This window comes from Arthrobacter agilis (assembly GCF_030816075.1).
Classification (GTDB): domain Bacteria; phylum Actinomycetota; class Actinomycetes; order Actinomycetales; family Micrococcaceae; genus Arthrobacter_D; species Arthrobacter_D agilis_E.
Map to the genome: position 1 here is coordinate 2,220,653 of NZ_JAUSXO010000001.1, position 18,479 is coordinate 2,239,131.

Annotated in this window: 13 protein-coding genes; 2 read left to right on the forward strand and 11 right to left on the reverse strand. The window is 73.0% G+C overall.

Features of this window, described 5'->3' with window-relative positions; translation table 11 throughout:
- Positions 1-6: 6 nt before the first annotated feature.
- From QFZ50_RS10285 to QFZ50_RS10295, 3 genes are all read right to left on the reverse strand, one after another.
- Positions 7-3,411, reverse strand: coding sequence for an ATP-dependent helicase (locus tag QFZ50_RS10285; RefSeq protein ID WP_307083905.1), 3,405 nt, complete (start codon positions 3,409-3,411; stop codon positions 7-9).
- The gene (locus tag QFZ50_RS10290) at positions 3,411-6,755 is read right to left on the reverse strand and encodes an ATP-dependent helicase (RefSeq protein WP_307083907.1); all 3,345 of its coding nucleotides are present in this window, start codon (positions 6,753-6,755) and stop codon (positions 3,411-3,413) included. The genes QFZ50_RS10285 and QFZ50_RS10290 overlap by 1 nt, the downstream gene beginning before the upstream one ends.
- Before the next feature lie 63 nt (positions 6,756-6,818).
- Positions 6,819-7,271 carry an MGMT family protein gene (locus tag QFZ50_RS10295; protein ID WP_307083911.1) on the reverse strand — a complete coding sequence of 151 codons (453 nt, stop codon included), beginning with the start codon at positions 7,269-7,271 and terminating at the stop codon, positions 6,819-6,821.
- Positions 7,272-7,342: 71 nt separating this feature from the next.
- On the opposite strand from QFZ50_RS10295, the gene QFZ50_RS10300 reads away from it, so the two are divergent.
- A complete protein-coding gene (locus QFZ50_RS10300) occupies positions 7,343-8,059 on the forward strand; it encodes a 3'-5' exonuclease (RefSeq protein WP_307083913.1) in 717 nt (238 codons plus the stop codon).
- Between the two features lie 93 nt (positions 8,060-8,152).
- On the opposite strand, the gene hemL is transcribed toward QFZ50_RS10300, so the two are convergent.
- The 8 genes from hemL to hemE form a co-directional block, all read right to left on the reverse strand.
- Positions 8,153-9,490 (reverse strand): glutamate-1-semialdehyde 2,1-aminomutase, encoded by a 1,338-nt coding sequence (gene hemL / locus QFZ50_RS10305; RefSeq protein WP_307083914.1) that lies wholly within the window; start codon positions 9,488-9,490, stop codon positions 8,153-8,155.
- A gap of 10 nt (positions 9,491-9,500) precedes the next feature.
- Positions 9,501-10,484 carry a porphobilinogen synthase gene (hemB, locus tag QFZ50_RS10310; protein WP_307083916.1) on the reverse strand — a complete coding sequence of 328 codons (984 nt, stop codon included), beginning with the start codon at positions 10,482-10,484 and terminating at the stop codon, positions 9,501-9,503.
- On the reverse strand, positions 10,481-11,350 hold the full coding sequence (locus QFZ50_RS10315; RefSeq protein WP_307083918.1) for a uroporphyrinogen-III synthase: 870 nt from the start codon (positions 11,348-11,350) through the stop codon (positions 10,481-10,483). The genes hemB and QFZ50_RS10315 overlap by 4 nt, the downstream gene beginning before the upstream one ends.
- A 7-nt stretch (positions 11,351-11,357) precedes the next feature.
- Positions 11,358-12,305 (reverse strand): hydroxymethylbilane synthase, encoded by a 948-nt coding sequence (gene hemC, locus QFZ50_RS10320; protein WP_307083919.1) that lies wholly within the window; start codon positions 12,303-12,305, stop codon positions 11,358-11,360.
- Complete coding sequence (locus QFZ50_RS10325; RefSeq protein WP_307086757.1) at positions 12,305-13,459, reverse strand: ferrochelatase; 1,155 nt, start codon at positions 13,457-13,459, stop codon at positions 12,305-12,307. The genes hemC and QFZ50_RS10325 overlap by 1 nt, the downstream gene beginning before the upstream one ends.
- A gap of 47 nt (positions 13,460-13,506) precedes the next feature.
- Positions 13,507-14,220 carry a hydrogen peroxide-dependent heme synthase gene (gene hemQ / locus QFZ50_RS10330; protein ID WP_307083921.1) on the reverse strand — a complete coding sequence of 238 codons (714 nt, stop codon included), beginning with the start codon at positions 14,218-14,220 and terminating at the stop codon, positions 13,507-13,509.
- A 72-nt stretch (positions 14,221-14,292) separates the two neighbouring features.
- Positions 14,293-15,837, reverse strand: a complete 1,545-nt coding sequence (gene hemG, locus QFZ50_RS10335) for a protoporphyrinogen oxidase (RefSeq protein ID WP_307083923.1) — start codon at positions 15,835-15,837, stop codon at positions 14,293-14,295.
- 2 nt (positions 15,838-15,839) lie between these two features.
- Entirely contained in the window at positions 15,840-16,901 is a 1,062-nt protein-coding gene (gene hemE / locus QFZ50_RS10340) for a uroporphyrinogen decarboxylase (protein WP_307083925.1), read from the reverse strand.
- Positions 16,902-17,084: 183 nt separating this feature from the next.
- Here hemE and QFZ50_RS10345 point away from each other — a divergent pair, with 183 nt between their 5' ends.
- Positions 17,085-18,479 (forward strand): glutamyl-tRNA reductase, encoded by a 1,395-nt coding sequence (locus QFZ50_RS10345; RefSeq protein WP_307083927.1) that lies wholly within the window; start codon positions 17,085-17,087, stop codon positions 18,477-18,479.

Consider the following 18,479-nt stretch of genomic DNA (forward strand, 5'->3'; position numbering starts at 1 on the left):
CGGCGATCAGCCGGCCACGGCATCCGCGGCCCGGATGATCTCCTCGAGCTCCGCCGCGTCCGCCAGGTCGTGCGGCCGCACCACGAGGTTGTCCGCGACGTAGAAGAAGGCGGCCCGCACCTTCTCCAGCGGCACGTCCTTCAGCCGCGACCATGCCAGGCGGTAGACCGCGAGCTGGACGGCCTTCGCCGCGCGCCGGTCCGGGGCAGGCGGGCGGCCCGTCTTCCAGTCGATGAGGTCCCAGCCGCCGTCGGCGTCGCGGAACACCGCGTCGATGCGGCCGCGGACCACGATGCTCCCGATCCGCGTCTCGATCGGGGCCTCGATGGCCGCCGGTTCGCGGAGCGCCCACTCGGACTGCTCGAAGATCGCGGCCATGTCCTTCAACCCGAGGGTCTCGTCCACGTACGCGTCCGCCCCACCCGGGTACTCACCGAGGTCGAGCATGCCGCTGGAACCGTAGAACTCCTCGATCCAGGCATGGAACGCCGTTCCCTTGCGAGCCGCCGAACCGGGACGCCGAGGCAGCGGCCGCCGCAGCTGCTGCATCACGGCGCCGGGATCCTCGCGCAACTCCACCAGCGTCGAGGCGGAGATGTGCGAGGGCAGCGCCAGCGGCAGGCGTTCCCGCTCACGTGCCTGCCGGGCCAGCGCGAGTCGGACCTCGCGTCCCCACCGGCCGCCGTCCGCGTCGTCCGCCGGCGCCGGCGCCGCCGCCTGCTCGAGGACGGCCTGCGCCGCACGTTCCATGGAGGCGCGGCGGGCGCCCAGCGGGTCGAACGGCCAAGTGGCACGCTCGGGTCTGGCGTTCGCGGGGTTGGCGTCGCCCTCGTCCTCCTCCGGGACCCAGTGCGGCGCCGAGAAGCCGGCCGTGCCGGACCCGGCGAGGTGCACCAGATCGGTGAGGTAGGGCGACGGGCCCGAGGGCCGGGACCGCCCCCCGCCCCACGCCGACGAGGTGCACACGAGCGAATGCTTGGCGCGGGTGAAGGCGACATAGGCGAGCCGCCGTTCCTCCCGTTCCGCATGGGCCCTCGCCTCGCCCGTGAACTCCTTCTCGCTGGCCAGCCACTCCTTCTGGTCCTGCTGTTCCCAGTCCCACTGGGGAAGCTCGGCTGCGTCTCCGCGCAGGGGCCAGGGGATGGAGGCGTCACCGCTGCTCCAGCGTGAGTCCTTGCCGCTGGGGAAGGATCCCTCGTTGAGGCCGGGCACGAAGACGACGTCCCACTCCAGGCCTTTCGAGGCGTGGACGGTGAGGAGCTGCACCGCGTCCCTGCTCGCTTCGAGCTGCGTCACGGGCAGGCCGTCCTCCTCCTGGTCGGCGGCCTCGAGCCAGGCGAGGAATGCCGGCAGGTCGACCCGTTCGGCGGTGGACACGAATCCCGCGACGGCCTCGGTGAAGGCGTCGAGGTTCCGGCGTGCCTCATGGATGCTCACTCCCGGCTTCGCTGCGACCTCGATGTCCAGCAGGATGGTGCGCTCGACCTCCCCGATCATGGTGCCCAGGTCATCTCCCACGAACCCGCGGAGGCTACGCAGCTCGCGTCGGAGCGCGTCGAGCCGCCGCCTCGCCGTGTCACTGAGGGACCGGCCGGACGACGACACCCAGTCCGTCGGCGGGAGGTAGTCGACGGCCTCGACGAGGCTGCCCGCCTCGGCGAGGTCGGGCGCCACGACGGCGTCGGCGGCCTGCTCGTCGTCGAGCTCCTTCCCCCGAGAGGCGCCACGGCGGAAGGCGGCCTCCCGCGTGCGGGCGAGCTGCCGGGACCAGTCGCCGAGCGCCATGAGGTCCGCCGGACCGAGGCGCCAGCGCGCGCCCGAGAGCAGCCTCAGCATCGCGTCGGAGCGGTCGGGATCGCCGAGGACCCTCAGGGTGGCCAGCAGGTCGACGATCTCAGGGGTCCGCAGCAGCCCGCCGAGGCCCACGATCTGGACGGGCACGCCGGCCCGCTCCAGTTCACGCCGGATCGGGTCGAACTGCTTGCGGCCCCGGCACAGGACGGCCATCGTCGGCCGCAGCGGGTCGCCGGCGTCGTCGGTCTCGAAGCTGCGCCGCCGCTGGTGGAGGACTTCCCGCGCGATCGCCTCGGCCTCGCTCAGGGCCGGGGCGGGATCCGACGGTGCGCCGTCCGTCGACGGGCCGGCGGTGACGGGAGCATCGGTGAGGAACCGCCCGAGCGTCACCTCACCGAGCGGTGCACCGGGCCGTGCGACGAGTCCGGGCACCTGCTGGACCGAGGTGTTCCGAAGCCAGGGCGCCGGGACGTTCAGGGGCGCGGACACGGTGTTCGCGGCCTCGAGGATGGACGTGGCGTTGCGCCAGGCCACGGACAGGTGGGCGACCTCCGACGGGGCGCGGCCGTCCTCGCCCACGGCCGGGAACGCCGTGCGGAAGGTGGCCAGCTGGCCTGCGGAAGCGCCCCGGAACCCGTAGATGGACTGGTGCGGATCACCGACGGCGGTGACGGAGCGCCCGTCGGCGAACAGCCGCGAGAACAGCACCATCTGCGCGTGGGACGTGTCCTGGAACTCGTCGAGCAGCACGACCCTGTACTTCTCGCGTTCCATCCGGCCCGCTTCCGGAATGTCCCGGGCGATCCTCGCGGCGAGGGAGACGAGGTCCCCGAAGTCGAGCTGCCGGCGTGCGAGCTTCGCGGCGGCGTAACGCTCCGTGAGTTCGGTGACGGTGATGCGGGTGCGCAGCTTGTTGACGAGTTTCGATGCGTCCTGCGTGGTGGGCCTGGCGGCCCCCGCGACGTACGGCCGGGAGGTCACGTGCTCGATGTGGCGACGCAGCTCGCTCCGGACGGTCGCAGGACTCACCAGGTGCTCGGCGCACTCCCCCGCCATGTCGAGCACCGCCTTCACGAGCGTGCTCTTCGCGGCCGTGAAGTGCTCCCATTCCCCGTCGTAGGTCTCCACCACCGAGTGTGCGAGCTGCCAGGACTGGGCGGTCCCGAGCATGACCGAGTCGCGTTCGACGCCGATGCGCAGCCCGTAGTCCTGCACGATCCCGTTGGCGAAGGAGTGGTAGGTGCAGATGGCCGGGTCCAGCCGGTCGAGCGAGTCCCCGCCGGCCGGGGTGGTGTCGTCACGCTCGAGGGCGGCGTAGAGCTGCGCGAGGCGCTGCCGGACCCGCGAGGCGAGCTCGCCGGCCGCCTTCCGGGTGAAGGTGACGCCGAGGATCTGTTCGGGGCGCACGAGCTCGTTCGCGACGAGCCAGACGACGCGGTCCGCCATCGTCCGGGTCTTCCCGGATCCCGCGCCGGCGATCACGAGGAGAGGCTCCAGCGGGGCCTCGATCACGCGCGCCTGGTCGTCCGTGGGATAGGCCACCGGCGCATCGGGGTCCGTGTGCAGCAGCTCCGCGAGGCCGCGTGCCGAGTATCGTGTGGTCTTCGTGCCGGCCACTACTGGGTCACCTGCTTGCCTTCTTCGCACAGCGGGCAGATCTCGGGCAGGCGGCAGCCGCTGCCGCCGAAGCCGGAACGCCGCGGATCGTGGATGGTGTCGAACGTGGCCGCGGCCATGAGCGCCGCTGCGTCCTCGATCATGGTCCTCGCCCAGGTGTCGTCGGGGCCCACCGGGGGCTGCTCCTGGATGGAGACGGACTTGGAGTCCTTGCCGAGCTGGACGAGCGATGCACCGCCCGGAACCACGGGTCCCTCCATCGCTGACGTGGGGTCGGCGGGGTCGGTGGCGCCGGCGTCCTGCAGCGCACCCGCGGACACGGCGGTCTGGTAGGCGGCGAGCTGCGGGTGCCGGGGGATCTCCGCGACGGCCGGCGCACTCTTGCCCGTCTTCAGGTCGACGACGACGAACCTGCCCTCCGCGTCGAGCTCGAGCCGGTCGATCTGGCCCCGCAGCCGGGCGATCCGCTCCGACCCGCCGAGCCGCACGTCGAGGTCCACGGAGAAGTCGACCTCCGTGGCGGCGAGGGTGCGCCCGGCCTTCCGCATCGACAGCACGTACGCGGCGAGCTTGCGCACCATGCCCTCGGCGCGCCGGAAGTCGGCCTGACCCTCCCACGTGTCCCTGATGCCGAGCTGCGGCCAGCGCCGCTCCAGTTCCCGGACGTACTCGTTGCCGGTGGCTTCCGGGAGGTCCTGCGCGATCTGGTGCACCAGGGTGCCGAGCGACCGGGCGAAGTCGGTGGTGCGCTCGCCTCCGGCCGCGGAGACGAACCAGCTCAGGGGGGAGGTGAGGACGGACTCCACCTTGGAGGGCGACACCGGGACGGGCTGGTCCGGCGGTACCACGGGGTCCTCGCTGCTCATTGCGAGGACGCCCCACCACTGCGCCGGGTGGGCGCCGGGCACCGGCGGCTCGAGCACCGCCATGCGGCCCAGGTGCCGGACGGCCTCACGCGACAGGGCCGGGCCGGCCTGCGGGTCCTGCGCGAACTTGCGCAGCTCGGCGACGAGCGCGCGGAGCGTCACGGGCCGGAGGACCTCGGTGCGTGCGCGCTCCGCCACGCCGGCGGGCAGGGGGTCGAGCACGTCGAGGAACTGGGAGGCCTGCTCGTCCTGGGAGGAGACGGCGCAGCAGATCAGTTCCTCGGTGGCCCGGGAGACCGCGAGCGAGAAGGTCCGCAGCTCGTCGAAGCGGATGTCCTGCAGCAGCGACACGGGGTCCCGGGTGCTGCGGAAGGACTCACCGTGATCGAGCAGGGCACGCAGCTCACCGGACCCGAGGAGCTCCCCGCGCAGGCGGAGATTCGGCCAGACGCCGTCCTGGACCCCTGCGACGATCACCAGCGGCCAGTGCCGGCCGGCGGCGCTGGCCGGCGTGAGGACCGAGACGGACGCGTGGCGGGTGGTGCGCTGCGTCAGCGTGTCCATCGGGATGTCCTGGCTGAGGATGTAGTCGAGGAAGAGTTCGGGGTCCGCGCCGGGCATCTGCTCGACGAAGCGCTCGGCCGTGGTGAACAGTGCCATCATGGCGTCCAGGTCCCGGTCCGCCCGCGCGGACGAGGGCCCCTCGGACACGGCCGCGGACGACCATTGCTGGGCCAACCCGGAGGCCGACCAGAGCGCCCACAGGACCGTCTCCGGGTCCCGCCCGGGGTCGGCGATCGCGGCGCGGGCGGCCTCGAGCATGCGGTGCAGCCTGCGCACCGGGGCGCCCTCCGACGGCAGTGCCGCGATCTCCTCGGGCGCGGAGAACAGGGCCGCGAGGAGTTCGTCGCTGGTCCGGCCTCCGCCCTGCTGGAGTTCCGTGCGCCGCAGGATCTGGCGCAGCCGCCGGAGGTCGAGGCTGCCCGCACCGCCGATCCTCGACGTGAGGAGGGAGATGCACAGCTCGGTGTCCAGCTCCGCCCGTCCCACGACGACGGCGTAGAGGTCGAGCAGGGGCCGCACGGCGGGTTCCTCGCGGATGGCCGTCTCCGCGGCCGGGACGTTCACGGCGATGCCCTGCGCGGTCAGGAAGCGCTGCACGGCGCTCACCTGCGCGCCGTTGCGGACGATCACGGCCATGTCGTCGAGACTCCGTCCGCCGAACAGGTGGGATTCCAGCACCCGCTGGGTGATGAATCGCTGTTCGTGGAAGACACTGTCGAGCACATGGGCGGACACGGCGGGCCCGCCCGTGGTCCCGCCGTCCTCCCGTGCGTCCCCCCGGAGCTCCTCCCGGGCGTCGTCCCCTGCGTGCTGCTGCCCGTTCGGCCGTTCGTGGTCCCCTGCACCGCCCTGCGGCGCGCGGTAGGCCGTGCTGACGCCGGTGGTGGCGATACGAGCCGCCACGTTGCCCCATGCCTCCGCGAGCCGCTCCCCCATGGTCAGCGATCCCGGCAGGGTCACGGTGGTCAGGCCGGCACCGTCGCGGAACAGGGTGGAGAGCCGTCCGGTCAGTTCCGGGCGGGCGCCGCGGAAGCCCTGGGCGACGGTGTCCGGGCAGGAGGTGACGACGACGTCGTTGCCGGCCCCGATGAGTCCGAGCAGCGCGTGGACGGCGGGGTTCGCCTCCTGGTAGTCGTCGACGAGCACGAGCTGCAGCCGGTCGCGTTCCTGGTCGAGGAAGTCCCTGTCCGTCTCCAGGAGCTCCCGGGCGGCCGTGAGGATGCCCGCCGGGTCGAAGGCCTCGGGCATCCGGAGATCCAGGACGTCGCGGTATTCGCGGTACAGCGCTGCGGCCGCGACCCAGTCCGGGCGGTCGAACCGCCGTCCCCACTCCGCGAGGTCGTCGGCCGGCACCCCGTACTCGCTCACGCGGTCGAAGAGGTCGCGGATCTCCTGCCGGAACCCGCGCGTGGGCAGCGCGAGCGCGAGGCTCGACGGCCACGCGGGGGACGCCGCACCGTCGCGGCCGTGTCCGGAGAGGAGTTCCTTGATGATGAGGTCCTGTTCGGCACCCGCCAGGAGCCTGGGCGACCGCGTGATCAGGGGGGTGCGGCCCTCTGCCTTCGCACGCCGGATGAGGTCGAACGCGTAGGAGGACCAGGTGCGCGCGGGCGCCGTGCTGATGCTGCGGTCGAGCTTGGCGGTGAGGTCGTCCCGCAGCCGGGTGGCGGCGGCGCGTGTGGGCGCGAGGAGGAGGAGCCCCTCGGGGACCACCGCTCCTGCCTCGATGCGCCGCACGGCCAGGTCCGCGAGCAGGGACGACTTCCCGCTGCCCGGGGCGCCGAGGACGAGGACCTGACCGGTGACGGTCTCCAGCGAAGCGAGCACGGCGTCGTGTGCCCTCGCGGACGGCGAGGCGCCCTCCCCGGGGGCGGCGTCCGCCGTCGTGGAAGCGTCATGGAGAGTGCTGGTCATGCCTCAAGACCATCACATGCCACGGACAATCAGCGACTCGTCGACGGGCACCGCGTCGGTGGTCTACGGGCCGGTCCGCCGGAGGGACGCGCCGAGTGCGGCCATGCGGGACTGCTCCGCCTCGGAGGGCCACCAGCGTGCCTCCCGGAGGTCCACGCGGTACCCCTCGGCGTCCTCCGCGCCCGCCGGCACGGTCAGGGCCGTACCCTCCTCCTCGTAGTGGGACAGCGCCTGCCGGGCGAACCCGCGTGGGGGGTGACCTCCGGCCCGCAGGACCCGCCACCACGGGACCCCCGACGTACTGCGCGCCAGGGCCCTGCCGACCTGCCGGGGGCCACCGCAGTCCAGGAGTTCCGCGATGTCCCCGTACGTCAGGACGCGCGCCGCGGGGATCATCCCGGCGACCGCGAGGACGGCGTCGACGTAGGCGTCGGGGTCGACACGGGAGGGTGTGCGCACCCGGCCGGCGGCGTCCTGCCGCAGCGCTGCCCCGCTGTCCGTGCCTCCACCCCGCATGGTCCCCACCCTAGTCCCGGCGCGCCGTCGCGAGGCCTCAATTGGTCGGAGGCCGCCAGTACGGTGGTTCCATGAGCAGCTGGCACGTGGGCCCGAGGGCGGCCTTCGACCTCGAGACGACGGGACGCGACCCGTTGTCCGCGCGGATCGTCACCGCGACGATCGTCCTCGTCGACGGCGAGGGGGAGGTCCTCGAACACCATGAGTGGCTGGCGGATCCGGGCGTCGGGATCCCGGACGAGGCTGCTGCCATCCACGGCATCACCACGGCGCATGCGCGTGCACACGGGCTGGCGGCCGCGGACGTGGTCCGGGGCATCTCGGCGGTCCTCGCCCGGCTCTTCGGCGACGGCGTCCCCGTGCTGGCCTACAACGCGCGCTACGACTTCACGGTGCTCGAGCAGGAGGGACGCCGCCATGCCGTGGACATCCCCCGCCCATCGCCGGTGATCGACCCCTACGTGATGGACAAGCAGGCGGACCGGTACCGGCGCGGCAAGCGGACCCTGACCGCCCTGTGCGAGCACTACGGCATCCGGTTCGAGAACGCGCACACCTCTGCCGCGGATGTCCTCGCGACGCTGGAGGTGGGACGGATCCTCGCCGACCGCTACGCCTTCCTCCAGCGACCCGCAGCCGACCTCCATGCGTCGCTGGTGGTGTGGGCGGACCGTCAGGCGGCGAGCTTCGAGGAGTACCTCCGTCGGACCGAGCCCGACGCCGTGATCGAACGGGCCTGGCCCGTCATCGGGGCACCGGCCGGGCCTGCAGGGCCCGCCCCGGGGTGAGGTGCATCGCCCCGGGGAGCGCCGGCCGTCCCTGGGCGGCGCAGCGGCCGACGCCGACGGGGCCCGTCGGAGTCGGCCGCTGCCGTCCCGGCGTCAGTCCGCCGCTACGGCAGCAGCAGCCGCCCGGGCTGCGGCGGGAAGGGCTGCATGCACGCGTTCCATCGCGGTGTCGTCATGCGCCGCGGAGAGGAACCAGGCCTCGTACACCGACGGCGGCAGGTAGACACCCGAGTCGAGCATGGAGTGGAAGAACGGGCCGTAGCGGAACGCCTCCTGCCCCTGGGCGTCCGCGTAGTTCCGGACGCCGTGCTCGGAGGTGCCGAAGGCGACGCTGAACAGGTTGCCTGCGCGCTGGATCGAGTGGTCCACGCCGGCCTTCGAGAGTTCCGCCGAGAGGGCGTCGCTGACCTCGAGGGAGCGCGCGTCGACGTGGCGATAGACGTCGTCGGTCGCCGCGGTGAGGGTGGCCACGCCCGCGGCCATGGCGATCGGGTTGCCCGAGAGCGTGCCCGCCTGGTAGACGGGCCCGATCGGCGCGAGGTAGTTCATGACGTCGGCACGCCCGCCGAGCGCGGCGGCGGGGATCCCGCCGCCGATGACCTTGCCGAACGTCAGGAGATCGGGTGTCCAGGGGTGCTCGGCGTCGTCGGCCCCGCCCGTGAGCTTCCAGTACCCGCCCGCGTGGGTGCGGAAGCCGGTCATGACCTCGTCGACGATGAACAGCGCGCCGTTCTCGCGGGTGATGCGGCTGAGGAAGGCGTTGAAACCGGGCGCCGGCGTCACGACGCCCATGTTGGCCGGTGCCGCCTCCGTGATGACGGCGGCGATGTGCTCGCCGTGCGTCCGGAAGGCCTCCTCGACGGCCTCGACGTCGTTGTACGGCAGCACCAGGGTCTCCGCGGTCGTCGCCTCCGTGACGCCCGCGGAGCCGGGCAGCGCCAGGGTCGCGACGCCCGATCCCGCGGAGGCGAGGAGGCTGTCGACATGCCCGTGGTAGCAGCCGGCGAACTTCACGATGAGGTTGCGCGAGGTGAATCCCCGGGCCAGGCGCACCGCGGTCATGGTGGCCTCCGTGCCGGTGGAGACCATGCGCAGCAGCTCGACGGCGGGGACGCGCTGCTGCACGAGCTGCGCGAGGTCCGCCTCGGCGGGCGTCGAGGCGCCGAAGGTGAGCCCGTGGTCGACGGCGCGGTGGACCGCGGCGATGACGTCCGGGTGGGAGTGTCCGAGCAGCGCCGGACCCCACGAGCAGACGAGGTCCACGTACTCGGTGCCGTCGGCGTCGGTGACGTAGGCGCCGTGCGCGTCGACGAGGAAGCGCGGCGTCCCGCCGACCGACCCGAAGGCCCGGACCGGCGAGTTGACCCCGCCGGGCATGAGGGCCCGGGCGCGTTCGTACAGGGTGTCCGACGTCGTCGGGGAAGGTGTCATGAAGGGTTCCTTAGTTCTTCTCGTCGAGCCAGAGCGCAAGCTCGGAGGCCCAGTAGGTGAGGATCATCTGCGCGCCGGCGCGCTTGATGCCGAGGACGGACTCCTCGATGGCGCGACGGCGGTCGATCCAGCCGTTCGCCGCGGCGGCCTCGATCATCGCGTACTCCCCCGAGATCTGGTACGCGGCGACGGGCACGGGTGACATGGCCGCGACGTCGGCGAGGATGTCGAGGTAGCTCATGGCGGGCTTCACCATCACCATGTCCGCGCCCTCCTCGATGTCGAGCTCGACCTCGAGGAGCGCCTCCCGTCGGTTCGCGGCGTCCATCTGGTAGGTCCGGCGGTCGCCCTGCAGCTGGGAGTCCACGGCCTCCCGGAACGGACCGTAGAACGCGGAGGCGTACTTCGCCGCGTAGGCGAGCACCACCGTGTCCTGGTGTCCGGCCTCGTCCAGCGCCTGGCGGATCACGGCCACCTGGCCGTCCATCATGCCGGAGGGGCCGAGGACGTGGGACCCGGCGTTCGCCTGTTCGACCGCCATCTGCGCGTACAGGGCCAGGGTCGTGTCGTTGTCCACCGAACCGTCCTCCGCGAGCACGCCGCAGTGCCCGTGGTCCGTGAACTCGTCCAGGCAGACGTCGCTCATGACGACGAGCGAGTCGCCGACCTCGGCACGGACGTCGGCGATGGCCCGGTTGAGCACGCCGTCGGGGTCGATGCCGGCGCTCCCCGTCGCGTCGCGGTGTGCGGGGATGCCGAACAGCATGATGCCGCCCACACCCCGCTCGACCGCCTCCGTGGCCGCGCGCTTCAGCGAGTCGGTGGAGTGCTGCATGACGCCCGGCATGGAGAGGATGGGCGACGGCTCGGTGAGCCCTTCCCGGATGAACGCCGGCAGGATCAGCTCGGACGGGTGGACGCGGTACTCGGCCACCATGCGCCGCAGGGCGGGTGTGGACCGCAGCCGCCGGGGGCGGTGCTGGGGGAAACTCATGGTCGATCTCCGTTCAGTGGTGCGAAGTATGTCGTCCGGCCGCGCGAGAAGGCGTCCTCGACGGCCGCCACGATCGCCGGCGGTGTCGGTTCCGCGGCCGTCGCGGCGGGCTCCCAGCCCTGCGAGCGCAGGGCCGCGGCCGTGGTCGGCCCGATCGCGACGGGGAGGAAGGCGAGCGGCCCGCCACCCAGCCTTTCACGGAACTGCAGCACGGCGCTCGGGGCCGTGAACACGACGGCGGGGTGGACAGGGCGGGCGCCGGTCCCGACGACGTCGGGGACGGACAGCAGGGGCGGCGGCGTCCCCTCCTCCTCGACGCCGGGCACGCGCCGGGCGGGGTGGGCGGGGTAGGGCACCGTCCGGTACGCCTCGACGCGGTGCACCGACCAGCCGAGGCCCGTCAGGCCGATCCGCAGGTCGTCCGGCGCCAGATCGGCCTGGGGCAGGAGGACCTCGCCCGGGCCCGGGCCGAAGGCATCGAGCAGGCCGGCCGAGGAGGCGCGGCCGGGAACCAGGTCGACGCCGGTGCCGGTGGCGGTGAGGAGCCGGGCCGTGGCGGCACCGACGGCGGCGACCCGCGCGTGGCCGGCGCGGACGAGGGCGGCGAGCGTCGTCCCGTCCGTCCGCACGAGCATCTCCAGGGACTGGACGGTGTTGCCGCTCGTCACGACGAGCCACGCGTAGCCGCCCCGTCCGAGCCGCGCGAGTGCTTCCGCGACGCCCGCCGTGTCGACGGGGAGTTCGGTGTCCGTCAGGGGCAGCGCGTAGGCCGTCAGGCCGGCGGCGCCGAGTGCCTCGGCGATCCGGACCGCGCGGGCGGGATGCCGCAGGACGATCACCGGCTTCTCCGCCCGCTGCTCCGCCACGCCGGCCTCAGCTGTTCAGCGGTGCGATGCCGGCGGCACCGGCGGCGAGCAGCTCCTCGGCGAGCTCGAGTCCGAGCTGCGCGGCGGCGACGGCGTCCGTGGCGGGTGCCGAGCGCGTGAGCCGGAGGATCGAGCGGCCGTCGAGGCTGCAGACCACGGCCTCGAGCGACAGCTCGTCGCCCTGCAGGCGCGCGAGCGCACCGATGGGGGCGGCGCACCCGGCTTCGAGCTGCAGCAGGACGGCGCGCTCCGCGGTCACCGCGAGGCGCGTGGGCAGGTGGTCGTAGGTGGCCAGCGCCTCCCGCACGTGCGGTGTCGCCTCGCTCTCGCGGCATTCGACCGCGAGGGCCCCCTGACCGGCGGCCGGGAGCATGACGTCCGTGTCGATCAACTCCGTGATGACCCCGTCGCGGCCCAGCCGGCGCAGCCCGGCGGCGGCGAGGACGACGGCGTCGAGGTCTCCCGGCGCACCCGGCACGAGTCCGGCGACGCGACCCAGGCGCGTGTCCACGTTCCCGCGGATGTCGACGACCTCCAGCCCCGGCCGCGCGGACCTGAGCTGCGCGGCACGGCGCGGCGATCCTGTGCCCACGCGCGCCCCGTCGGGGAGCGTCGCGAGCGTCAGGCCGTCGCGCGCGCACAGGGCGTCGCGGACGTCCTCCCGCTCAGGCACCGAGGCGACAGTGAGTCCGGGCGCGGGAAGCGTGGGGAGGTCCTTGAGCGAATGCACCGCGATGTCGCAGCGCTCCTCGAGGAGGGCGTCGCGGAGGGCCGCGACGAAGACGCCGGTGCCGCCGATCTGCGAGAGCGAGCCCCGGGAGACGTCACCCTCCGTCCGGACCCGGACGAGCTCGTACGGCAGTCCGGCGAGATCCGCCACGCGCTCCGCGACCGTCGTCGTCTGCGTCATCGCGAGGGCGCTGCCCCGCGTGCCGACCCTGATACCCGTCGTCATCACATCCCGGGGTTCGGCAGCGGCGTGCCCACGGTGGAGTCGACGGCCGCGATGGTCGGCTTCTCCCCGCGACGGTTCGCGCAGCAGTTCGGGCGGCAGACGTCGTACCAGGGACCGAGCGCCGTGGCCGACGGCCGGTCCGCGATGTTGTTCTCGACGGTGCGCTCGAGGATGAGGTCGACCAGGCCCTCCACGAACTTCCGGTGCGTGCCGGGCGTGGGGACGCGGTCGGCGACGATCCCGAGCTCGCCGCAGGTCTCCATCGCCTCGGTGTCGAGGTCCCAGGCGACCTCCATGTGGTCGGAGACGAAGCCGAGCGGGACGATCACGACGCCGCGTGTCCCGTGCTCGTAGCGGTCACGGAGCGCATCGCTGATGTCGGGCTCGAGCCAGGGGATGTGGGGCGCGCCGGAGCGGGACTGGTACACGAGCGACCACTCGACGCCCGCGGCCCCGGGGATGCGGTCCAGCACCGCCTGGGCGGTCGCGAGGTGCTGCGCCACGTAGGCGCCGTCCTCGTAGGCCGGTCCGCCGTCGCCGTTGCGCGGGCCTGCGGCCTCCGCGTCGCCCATGGGGATCGAGTGGGTGGAGAACATGATGTGGACGGGGGCGTCGGGGGTGCCCTGTTCGGCCAGCCCGGCGCGCACCGTGGCGAGCCCCTCCGTCACACCCTCGACGAAGGGTTCCACGAAGCCGGGGTGGTCGAAGTACTGGCGCACCTTGTCCACCTCGAGCCGGCCTTCGAGGCCGGTCTTCACGAGGGCCATACCGAGGTCCTCACGGTACTGGCGGCAGCTCGAGTAGCAGGAGTAGGCGCTCGTGGTGACGGCGAGCACCCTGCGGTGCCCGGCGTCGTAGGCCTCCTGGAGCGTGTCGGCGATGAACGGCTCCCAGTTGCGGTTGCCCCAGTAGACGGGCAGGTCGATGCCGCGGCCGCGCAGCTCGGCCTCCATGGCGGCGCGCAGCGCCCGGTTCTGGCTGTTGATGGGGCTCACCCCACCGAACGCGCGGTAGTGGTGCGAGACCTCCTCGAGGCGCTCGTCCGGGATGCCGCGGCCGCGGGTCACGTTGCGCAGGAAGGGGATGACGTCGTCCTGCCCCTCGGGGCCGCCGAAGGAGGCGAGCACGACGGCGTCGTACGCCTTCGGGGCCATGCGGCCGTTCTGGTCGACGCCCTCGAGCGGGTCGAAAGCCTGTGTCGTCACTGGAGCACCTCTGCAATCTCGTCGGGGTTGATCCGCCGGCCGGTATAGAACGGCACTTCCTCGCGGACGTGGCGGCGTGCCTCGGTCTCCCGGAGGTACCGCATGAGGTCCACGAGGTCCACGAGCTCGGGAGCCTCGAGTGCCAGGATCCATTCGTAGTCGTTGAGGGCGAAGGATGACACCGTGTTGGAGATGACCTGCGGGTACTTGCGCCCCTTCATCCCGTGGTCCATGAGCATGGTCCGGCGCTCGTCCTGGGGAAGGATGTACCAGTCGTAGGACCGGACGAACGGGTACACGCACACCCACTCCGCCGGGGCGACGCCGCGGGAGAAGGCCGGGCTGTGGGATTTCGAGAACTCGGCGTCGCGGTGCACGCCCATGGCGGACCACACGACGCTGGTCCCGGCGAACGTCTCGGTGCGGCGCAGGCGGCGGACGGCGGCCTGCAGTTCCTCCGGGCGCGGCCCGTGGAGCCAGACCATCACGTCGGCGTCGGCCCTCATGGCGGAGACGTCGTAGAAACCGCGGAGCACCACGCCGTCCTGCTCGAAGGAGGAGAGCACCTCCTCGAGCTGCCGGGCATCGGAACCGGTGGTCGCGGCGTCCCGCTTGAAGACGGTCCAGAGGGTGTAGAACAGCTCACCGGGGGCTTCGGCGCCCCCTCCGTTCGGAGCGTGGGCGGGGTTGCTACATGTTGGCTCAGTCATGGTACTAGTCTGCCCCTCGCCCGGAGTCGAACCGAATCCCTTTTCTTCTACAGGGGGTAGAAGAGATCAACGTCACATCCCGGTGGAAGGGCCGTCCTCGGCAGGGCCACCCGTCAGGGCGTCGGCGAGGGCCTGCGCGCGGGCCCGGGCGTCGTCGATCACCGCCACCAGACCCGTCCCGGCGAGCCATCCGCCCGTCACCGCGAGGGACGCGGAGCGGTCGGCGACGGCCGACCGGATCCGGGCGACCCGCTCCCGGTGCCCCACGGAGGCGTGGGGCAGCGCGCCCGCCCAGCGCACCACGTCCCAGTCGAGCACGTCCGCCTCGACGATCGGTAGGTCGAGGAGGGTCGAGGCGTCGGCGAGCGCATGGCGGTAGAGGGCGTCGTCGGGCGTGGAGAGCCCCACGTCGGCGGGTGTGTCCCCGACCCGCCCGAAGGAGAGCCGCAGGACGTGCGAGCCCGGGCCGGCCTGGTCCCGCAGCCACGCCCACTTCGCGGTGGAGTGCGTGAGCGCCTTGGCCGCGACGCCCTCCACGCCGCGTGCGACGAGCACGCCCGTGCCCCGCGGCCGTGCGTCCAGCTCCGGCACGTCGACGATCAGGGTGACGAGGGCGACGCCGGGTACCGGATCGGGCCGTTCGGTCGCGAGGTCGGGGATCACCGGGGCCATGAGGTCGACGGCGGCGCGGCCCTCCGTGGCGACGAGGACGCCGTCGGCCGGCAGGCGGCGCGTGAGGGACGAGTGTTCGGTGGTCACCGTCCACCCGGTGGCCGAGCGGGCGAGGCCGGTCACCTGCTCCCCTGTCCTGAGGTCGGCGCCGTCGGCCGTGAGTTCCGCGACGAGTGCGTCCCGCAGCTGGGCGATCCCGCCGGAGAGCCCACCGACCGCGGCGCCGGCCGGTGCCGCCGCACGCAGTGCTCCTGCCGCTGCTCCGAGCGAGCCGAGGCGGGCCATCGTGGTGCGGAGGCCGGGCGCCACGGAGTCGACGTCGAGGTCGTCCGGGTCCGCGGAGAAGACACCGCCGGCCACGGGGGCCACCAGGCGGGTGAGCACCTCGTCCCCCATACGGGTGCGGACGAGCTCTCCGAGGCTCACCCTGCTGCGCGTCGCGAGGGATCCGACGGGCAGCACCCTGTCGAGGGACGCCCGGAGGGAGCCGGCGCGACCGATCACGGCGGTGATCGCCGGGTCGGTCGGATCCGCGGGGATCCCGAGGACACCGGAACTGGGCAGGGGCTGCGCCGAGGCACGGAGGTCCTTGCCCGGGAGCTGCACCCAGGCGCCCGTGGCATCGGGGGTGACGATCCGGTCGGCGAGCCCCAGTTCGGCGGCGAGGGCCGGGACCGTGGCGGAGCGGGTCGAGAAGGACTCCGCGCCGCTGTCCAGCTGGAAGCCGCCGAGCAGGCGTCCGTCGACCGTGCCCCCGAAGCGTCCGGACCGCTCGAGCAGCGTGACGTGGAGCCCCTGCCGGAGGAGGGTCCGCGCGGCGACGAGGCCCGCCATGCCGCCGCCGATCACCACGACGGTGCGGCGGCGCGCACGCTCCTGCGGCGGACCGCCGGGCAGCCCTGCCGGCAGGTCCTCGCCGCCGGGTCCACCGGCGCTCCTTGCCACGGCTACGGCTCCACGGAGTGGACGAGTTCGACGACGCGTGTCAGGACGTCCGGGTCGGTCTCCGGCGGGACGCCGTGTCCGAGGTTCACCACGTGCCCGGGGGCCGACGCTCCGGCGGCCAGCACCTCGCGGACGTGGCGCTCGAGGACCGGCCAAGGTGCGGGCAGCAGGGCCGGGTCGATGTTGCCCTGCAGCGGGACCGTCCCGCCGAGGCGCCTGCCGGCTTCGTCGAGGGGCAGCCGGTAGTCGACGCCGATGACGTCCACGCCCACCTCGTGCATCGCGACGAGGAGCTCGGACGTGCCGGTGCCGAAGTGGATCAGGGGCGCCCCGAGACCGCGCACGTGGTCGAGGGCCCGCCGCGAGGCAGGGGCGACGTGACGGCGGTAGTCCGCGAGTCCGAGCGAGCCGGCCCAGGAGTCGAACAGCTGCGCCGCGCTGGCGCCGGCTTCGAGCTGTGCGCGCAGGAACATGCCCGACGCGTCCGCGGCCCAGTCGGTCAGGGCGCGCCAGGTGTCAGGGTCCGCGTGCATCATGGTGCGCGGGCCGAGGTGGTCGCGTGAGGGCCGCCCCTCCACCATGTAGGCGGCCAGGGTGAACGGCGCCCCGGCGAAGCCGATCAGCGGCGTGCTCCCGAGCTGGTCGACGGTCAGGGCGACCGCCTGCCGGATCGGGTCGAGCGCCTCGTCGGTCAGCGTGGGCAGGGCGGCGACGTCGGCGGCGGTGCGGACGGGCTTGCCGAGGACCGGGCCCACCCCGGGGACGATGTCCACGTCGACACCTGCGAGCTTCAGCGGGATCACGATGTCGGAGAAGAAGATGCCGGCGTCGACATCATGGCGGCGGACGGGCTGCAGGGTGATCTCGGACGCCATCTCGGGGTCCAGGCAGGACGCGAGCATGTCGGTGCCTGCGCGCAGCGCCCGGTATTCGGGCAGCGACCGTCCGGCCTGGCGCATGAACCACACGGGACGCCGGTGCGGCGTCAGGCCGCGATAGGCGGAGATGAGGGCCGAGCCGGACGTGCGGCCGTCGTTGAGCGGGTGCGATGCGGCGAGGTCCATACCGCCGATTCTGCCGAAGATCCCGCCGGAGCGTTAACCGGGATTCCTGCGGCGCGGGGGTGCGTGGCCAAGATCACCCCGGCGGCCGAGGGACAGAATCCCGCAGGAATCCGCGGAAAGCAAGCCCCGGTAAGGATCGCCTCATCAGTGGGAGGGGCCTGTTCTCGGTATGATCGAAGGACTGTGGTACTTCTTTCACTTGTAGCGACACATTCGAACGTGGACCTGGAGACGGTCGCCCGACTGAGCGTCGGGGCACCCCAGGTCCCTGCTTCCGTACTCGCCGATGACAGGGCCGTGTCCGGTGCCGTCGTCCTGGCGACCTGCAACCGTTTCGAGATCTACGCCGAAGCGCCCTCCGAAGAGGACGTCGAGGCCGCCCGTTCCGCGATCGTGTCGACCATCAGCGAGTACTCCGGCATCCCGGAGCAGTCGGTCTCCGCGTCCTTCGAGACCCACACCGGCCAGGGCGTGGCCGAACACCTCTTCGCCGTCGGCGCCGGGCTCGATTCCGCCGTGATCGGTGAACGCGAGATCGCGGGCCAGGTGCGCCGCGCACTCATCGAGGCGCAGGGCTCGGGTGCTGCCAGCGGCGGCCTCGTGCGCCTGTTCCAGGCCGCCTCGAAGACCGCGAAGGACGTCGGCGCGCAGACGGCGCTCGGCAGCCGGGGCCGGTCCATCGTCTCCGTGGCCCTCGAGCTCGCCGGCGATCTCTCCGCCGACGCCGACTGGTCGCGCAAGACCGTCGTGCTGTTCGGCACGGGCGCGTATGCGGGCGCCGCGATGGCCGCGCTGAAGGAGCGCGGCTGCACGGACATCTCCGTCTTCTCCTCCTCCGGACGCGCCGAGGGCTTCGTCGCCTCCCGCGGCGGCACCGCCGTCACCGCGGCGGACCTGCCGGGCGCCATGCGCCGCGCCGACGTCGTCATCGGCTGCAGCGGCAGCGACGCCCGGATCGACGCCGCGGACATCGAACGGGTCCGCGCCGGGAGCAACCGCCCGCTCGTCGTCATCGACCTCGCCCTGAGCCACGACTTCGACCCCGCCGTCGGGACCCTCGACGACGTCGAACTCATCACCCTCGAGTCCGTCCGCGCCGCGGCCCCCGAGGAGCAGGCCGACGCGCTCGCTCAGGCCGCCGACCTCGTGCGCGGCGCCGCGCGGTCCTTCGAGGAACAGCAGACCACCCGCGCCATGAACGCGGCAATCGTGGCACTGCGCCGGCACACGCAGGCGGTCCTCGACTCCGAGATGGAGCGGGTCCGCGCCCAGCACGGCTGCACGGCCGCTGCGGAGGAGGTCGAGTTCGCCCTGCGGCGCATGGTCCGGCAGCTCCTGCACGTGCCCACCGTCCGAGCGCGTGAACTCGCTGCCGAGGGACGCCAGGACGACTACACCGCAGCGCTCGAAGCCCTCTACGGGATCGACATGGCGCCCGCGGAGAAGACGCCCGCTCCGCATCCGGACCTCGGCGCCCCGGGTCATGCGGCCGAGGTCGTGCCGGCCACCCGACCGCACGAGCACCTCGACGGCGCCGTCTGCCCCGTGGACCACGAACGGCCCGCACAGAGCGCCTGA

Coding starts and splice junctions, on each gene's coding strand:
- QFZ50_RS10290 (WP_307083907.1), bottom strand. CDS start 6,755: ATGACCAGCACTCTCCATGACGCTTCCACGACGGCGGACGCCGCCCCC.
- QFZ50_RS10295 (WP_307083911.1), bottom strand. CDS start 7,271: ATGCGGGGTGGAGGCACGGACAGCGGGGCAGCGCTGCGGCAGGACGCC.
- QFZ50_RS10300 (WP_307083913.1), top strand. CDS start 7,343: ATGAGCAGCTGGCACGTGGGCCCGAGGGCGGCCTTCGACCTCGAGACG.
- hemL (WP_307083914.1), bottom strand. CDS start 9,490: ATGACACCTTCCCCGACGACGTCGGACACCCTGTACGAACGCGCCCGG.
- hemB (WP_307083916.1), bottom strand. CDS start 10,484: ATGAGTTTCCCCCAGCACCGCCCCCGGCGGCTGCGGTCCACACCCGCC.
- hemC (WP_307083919.1), bottom strand. CDS start 12,305: ATGACGACGGGTATCAGGGTCGGCACGCGGGGCAGCGCCCTCGCGATG.
- QFZ50_RS10325 (WP_307086757.1), bottom strand. CDS start 13,459: ATGGCCCCGAAGGCGTACGACGCCGTCGTGCTCGCCTCCTTCGGCGGC.
- hemQ (WP_307083921.1), bottom strand. CDS start 14,220: ATGACTGAGCCAACATGTAGCAACCCCGCCCACGCTCCGAACGGAGGG.
- hemE (WP_307083925.1), bottom strand. CDS start 16,901: ATGGACCTCGCCGCATCGCACCCGCTCAACGACGGCCGCACGTCCGGC.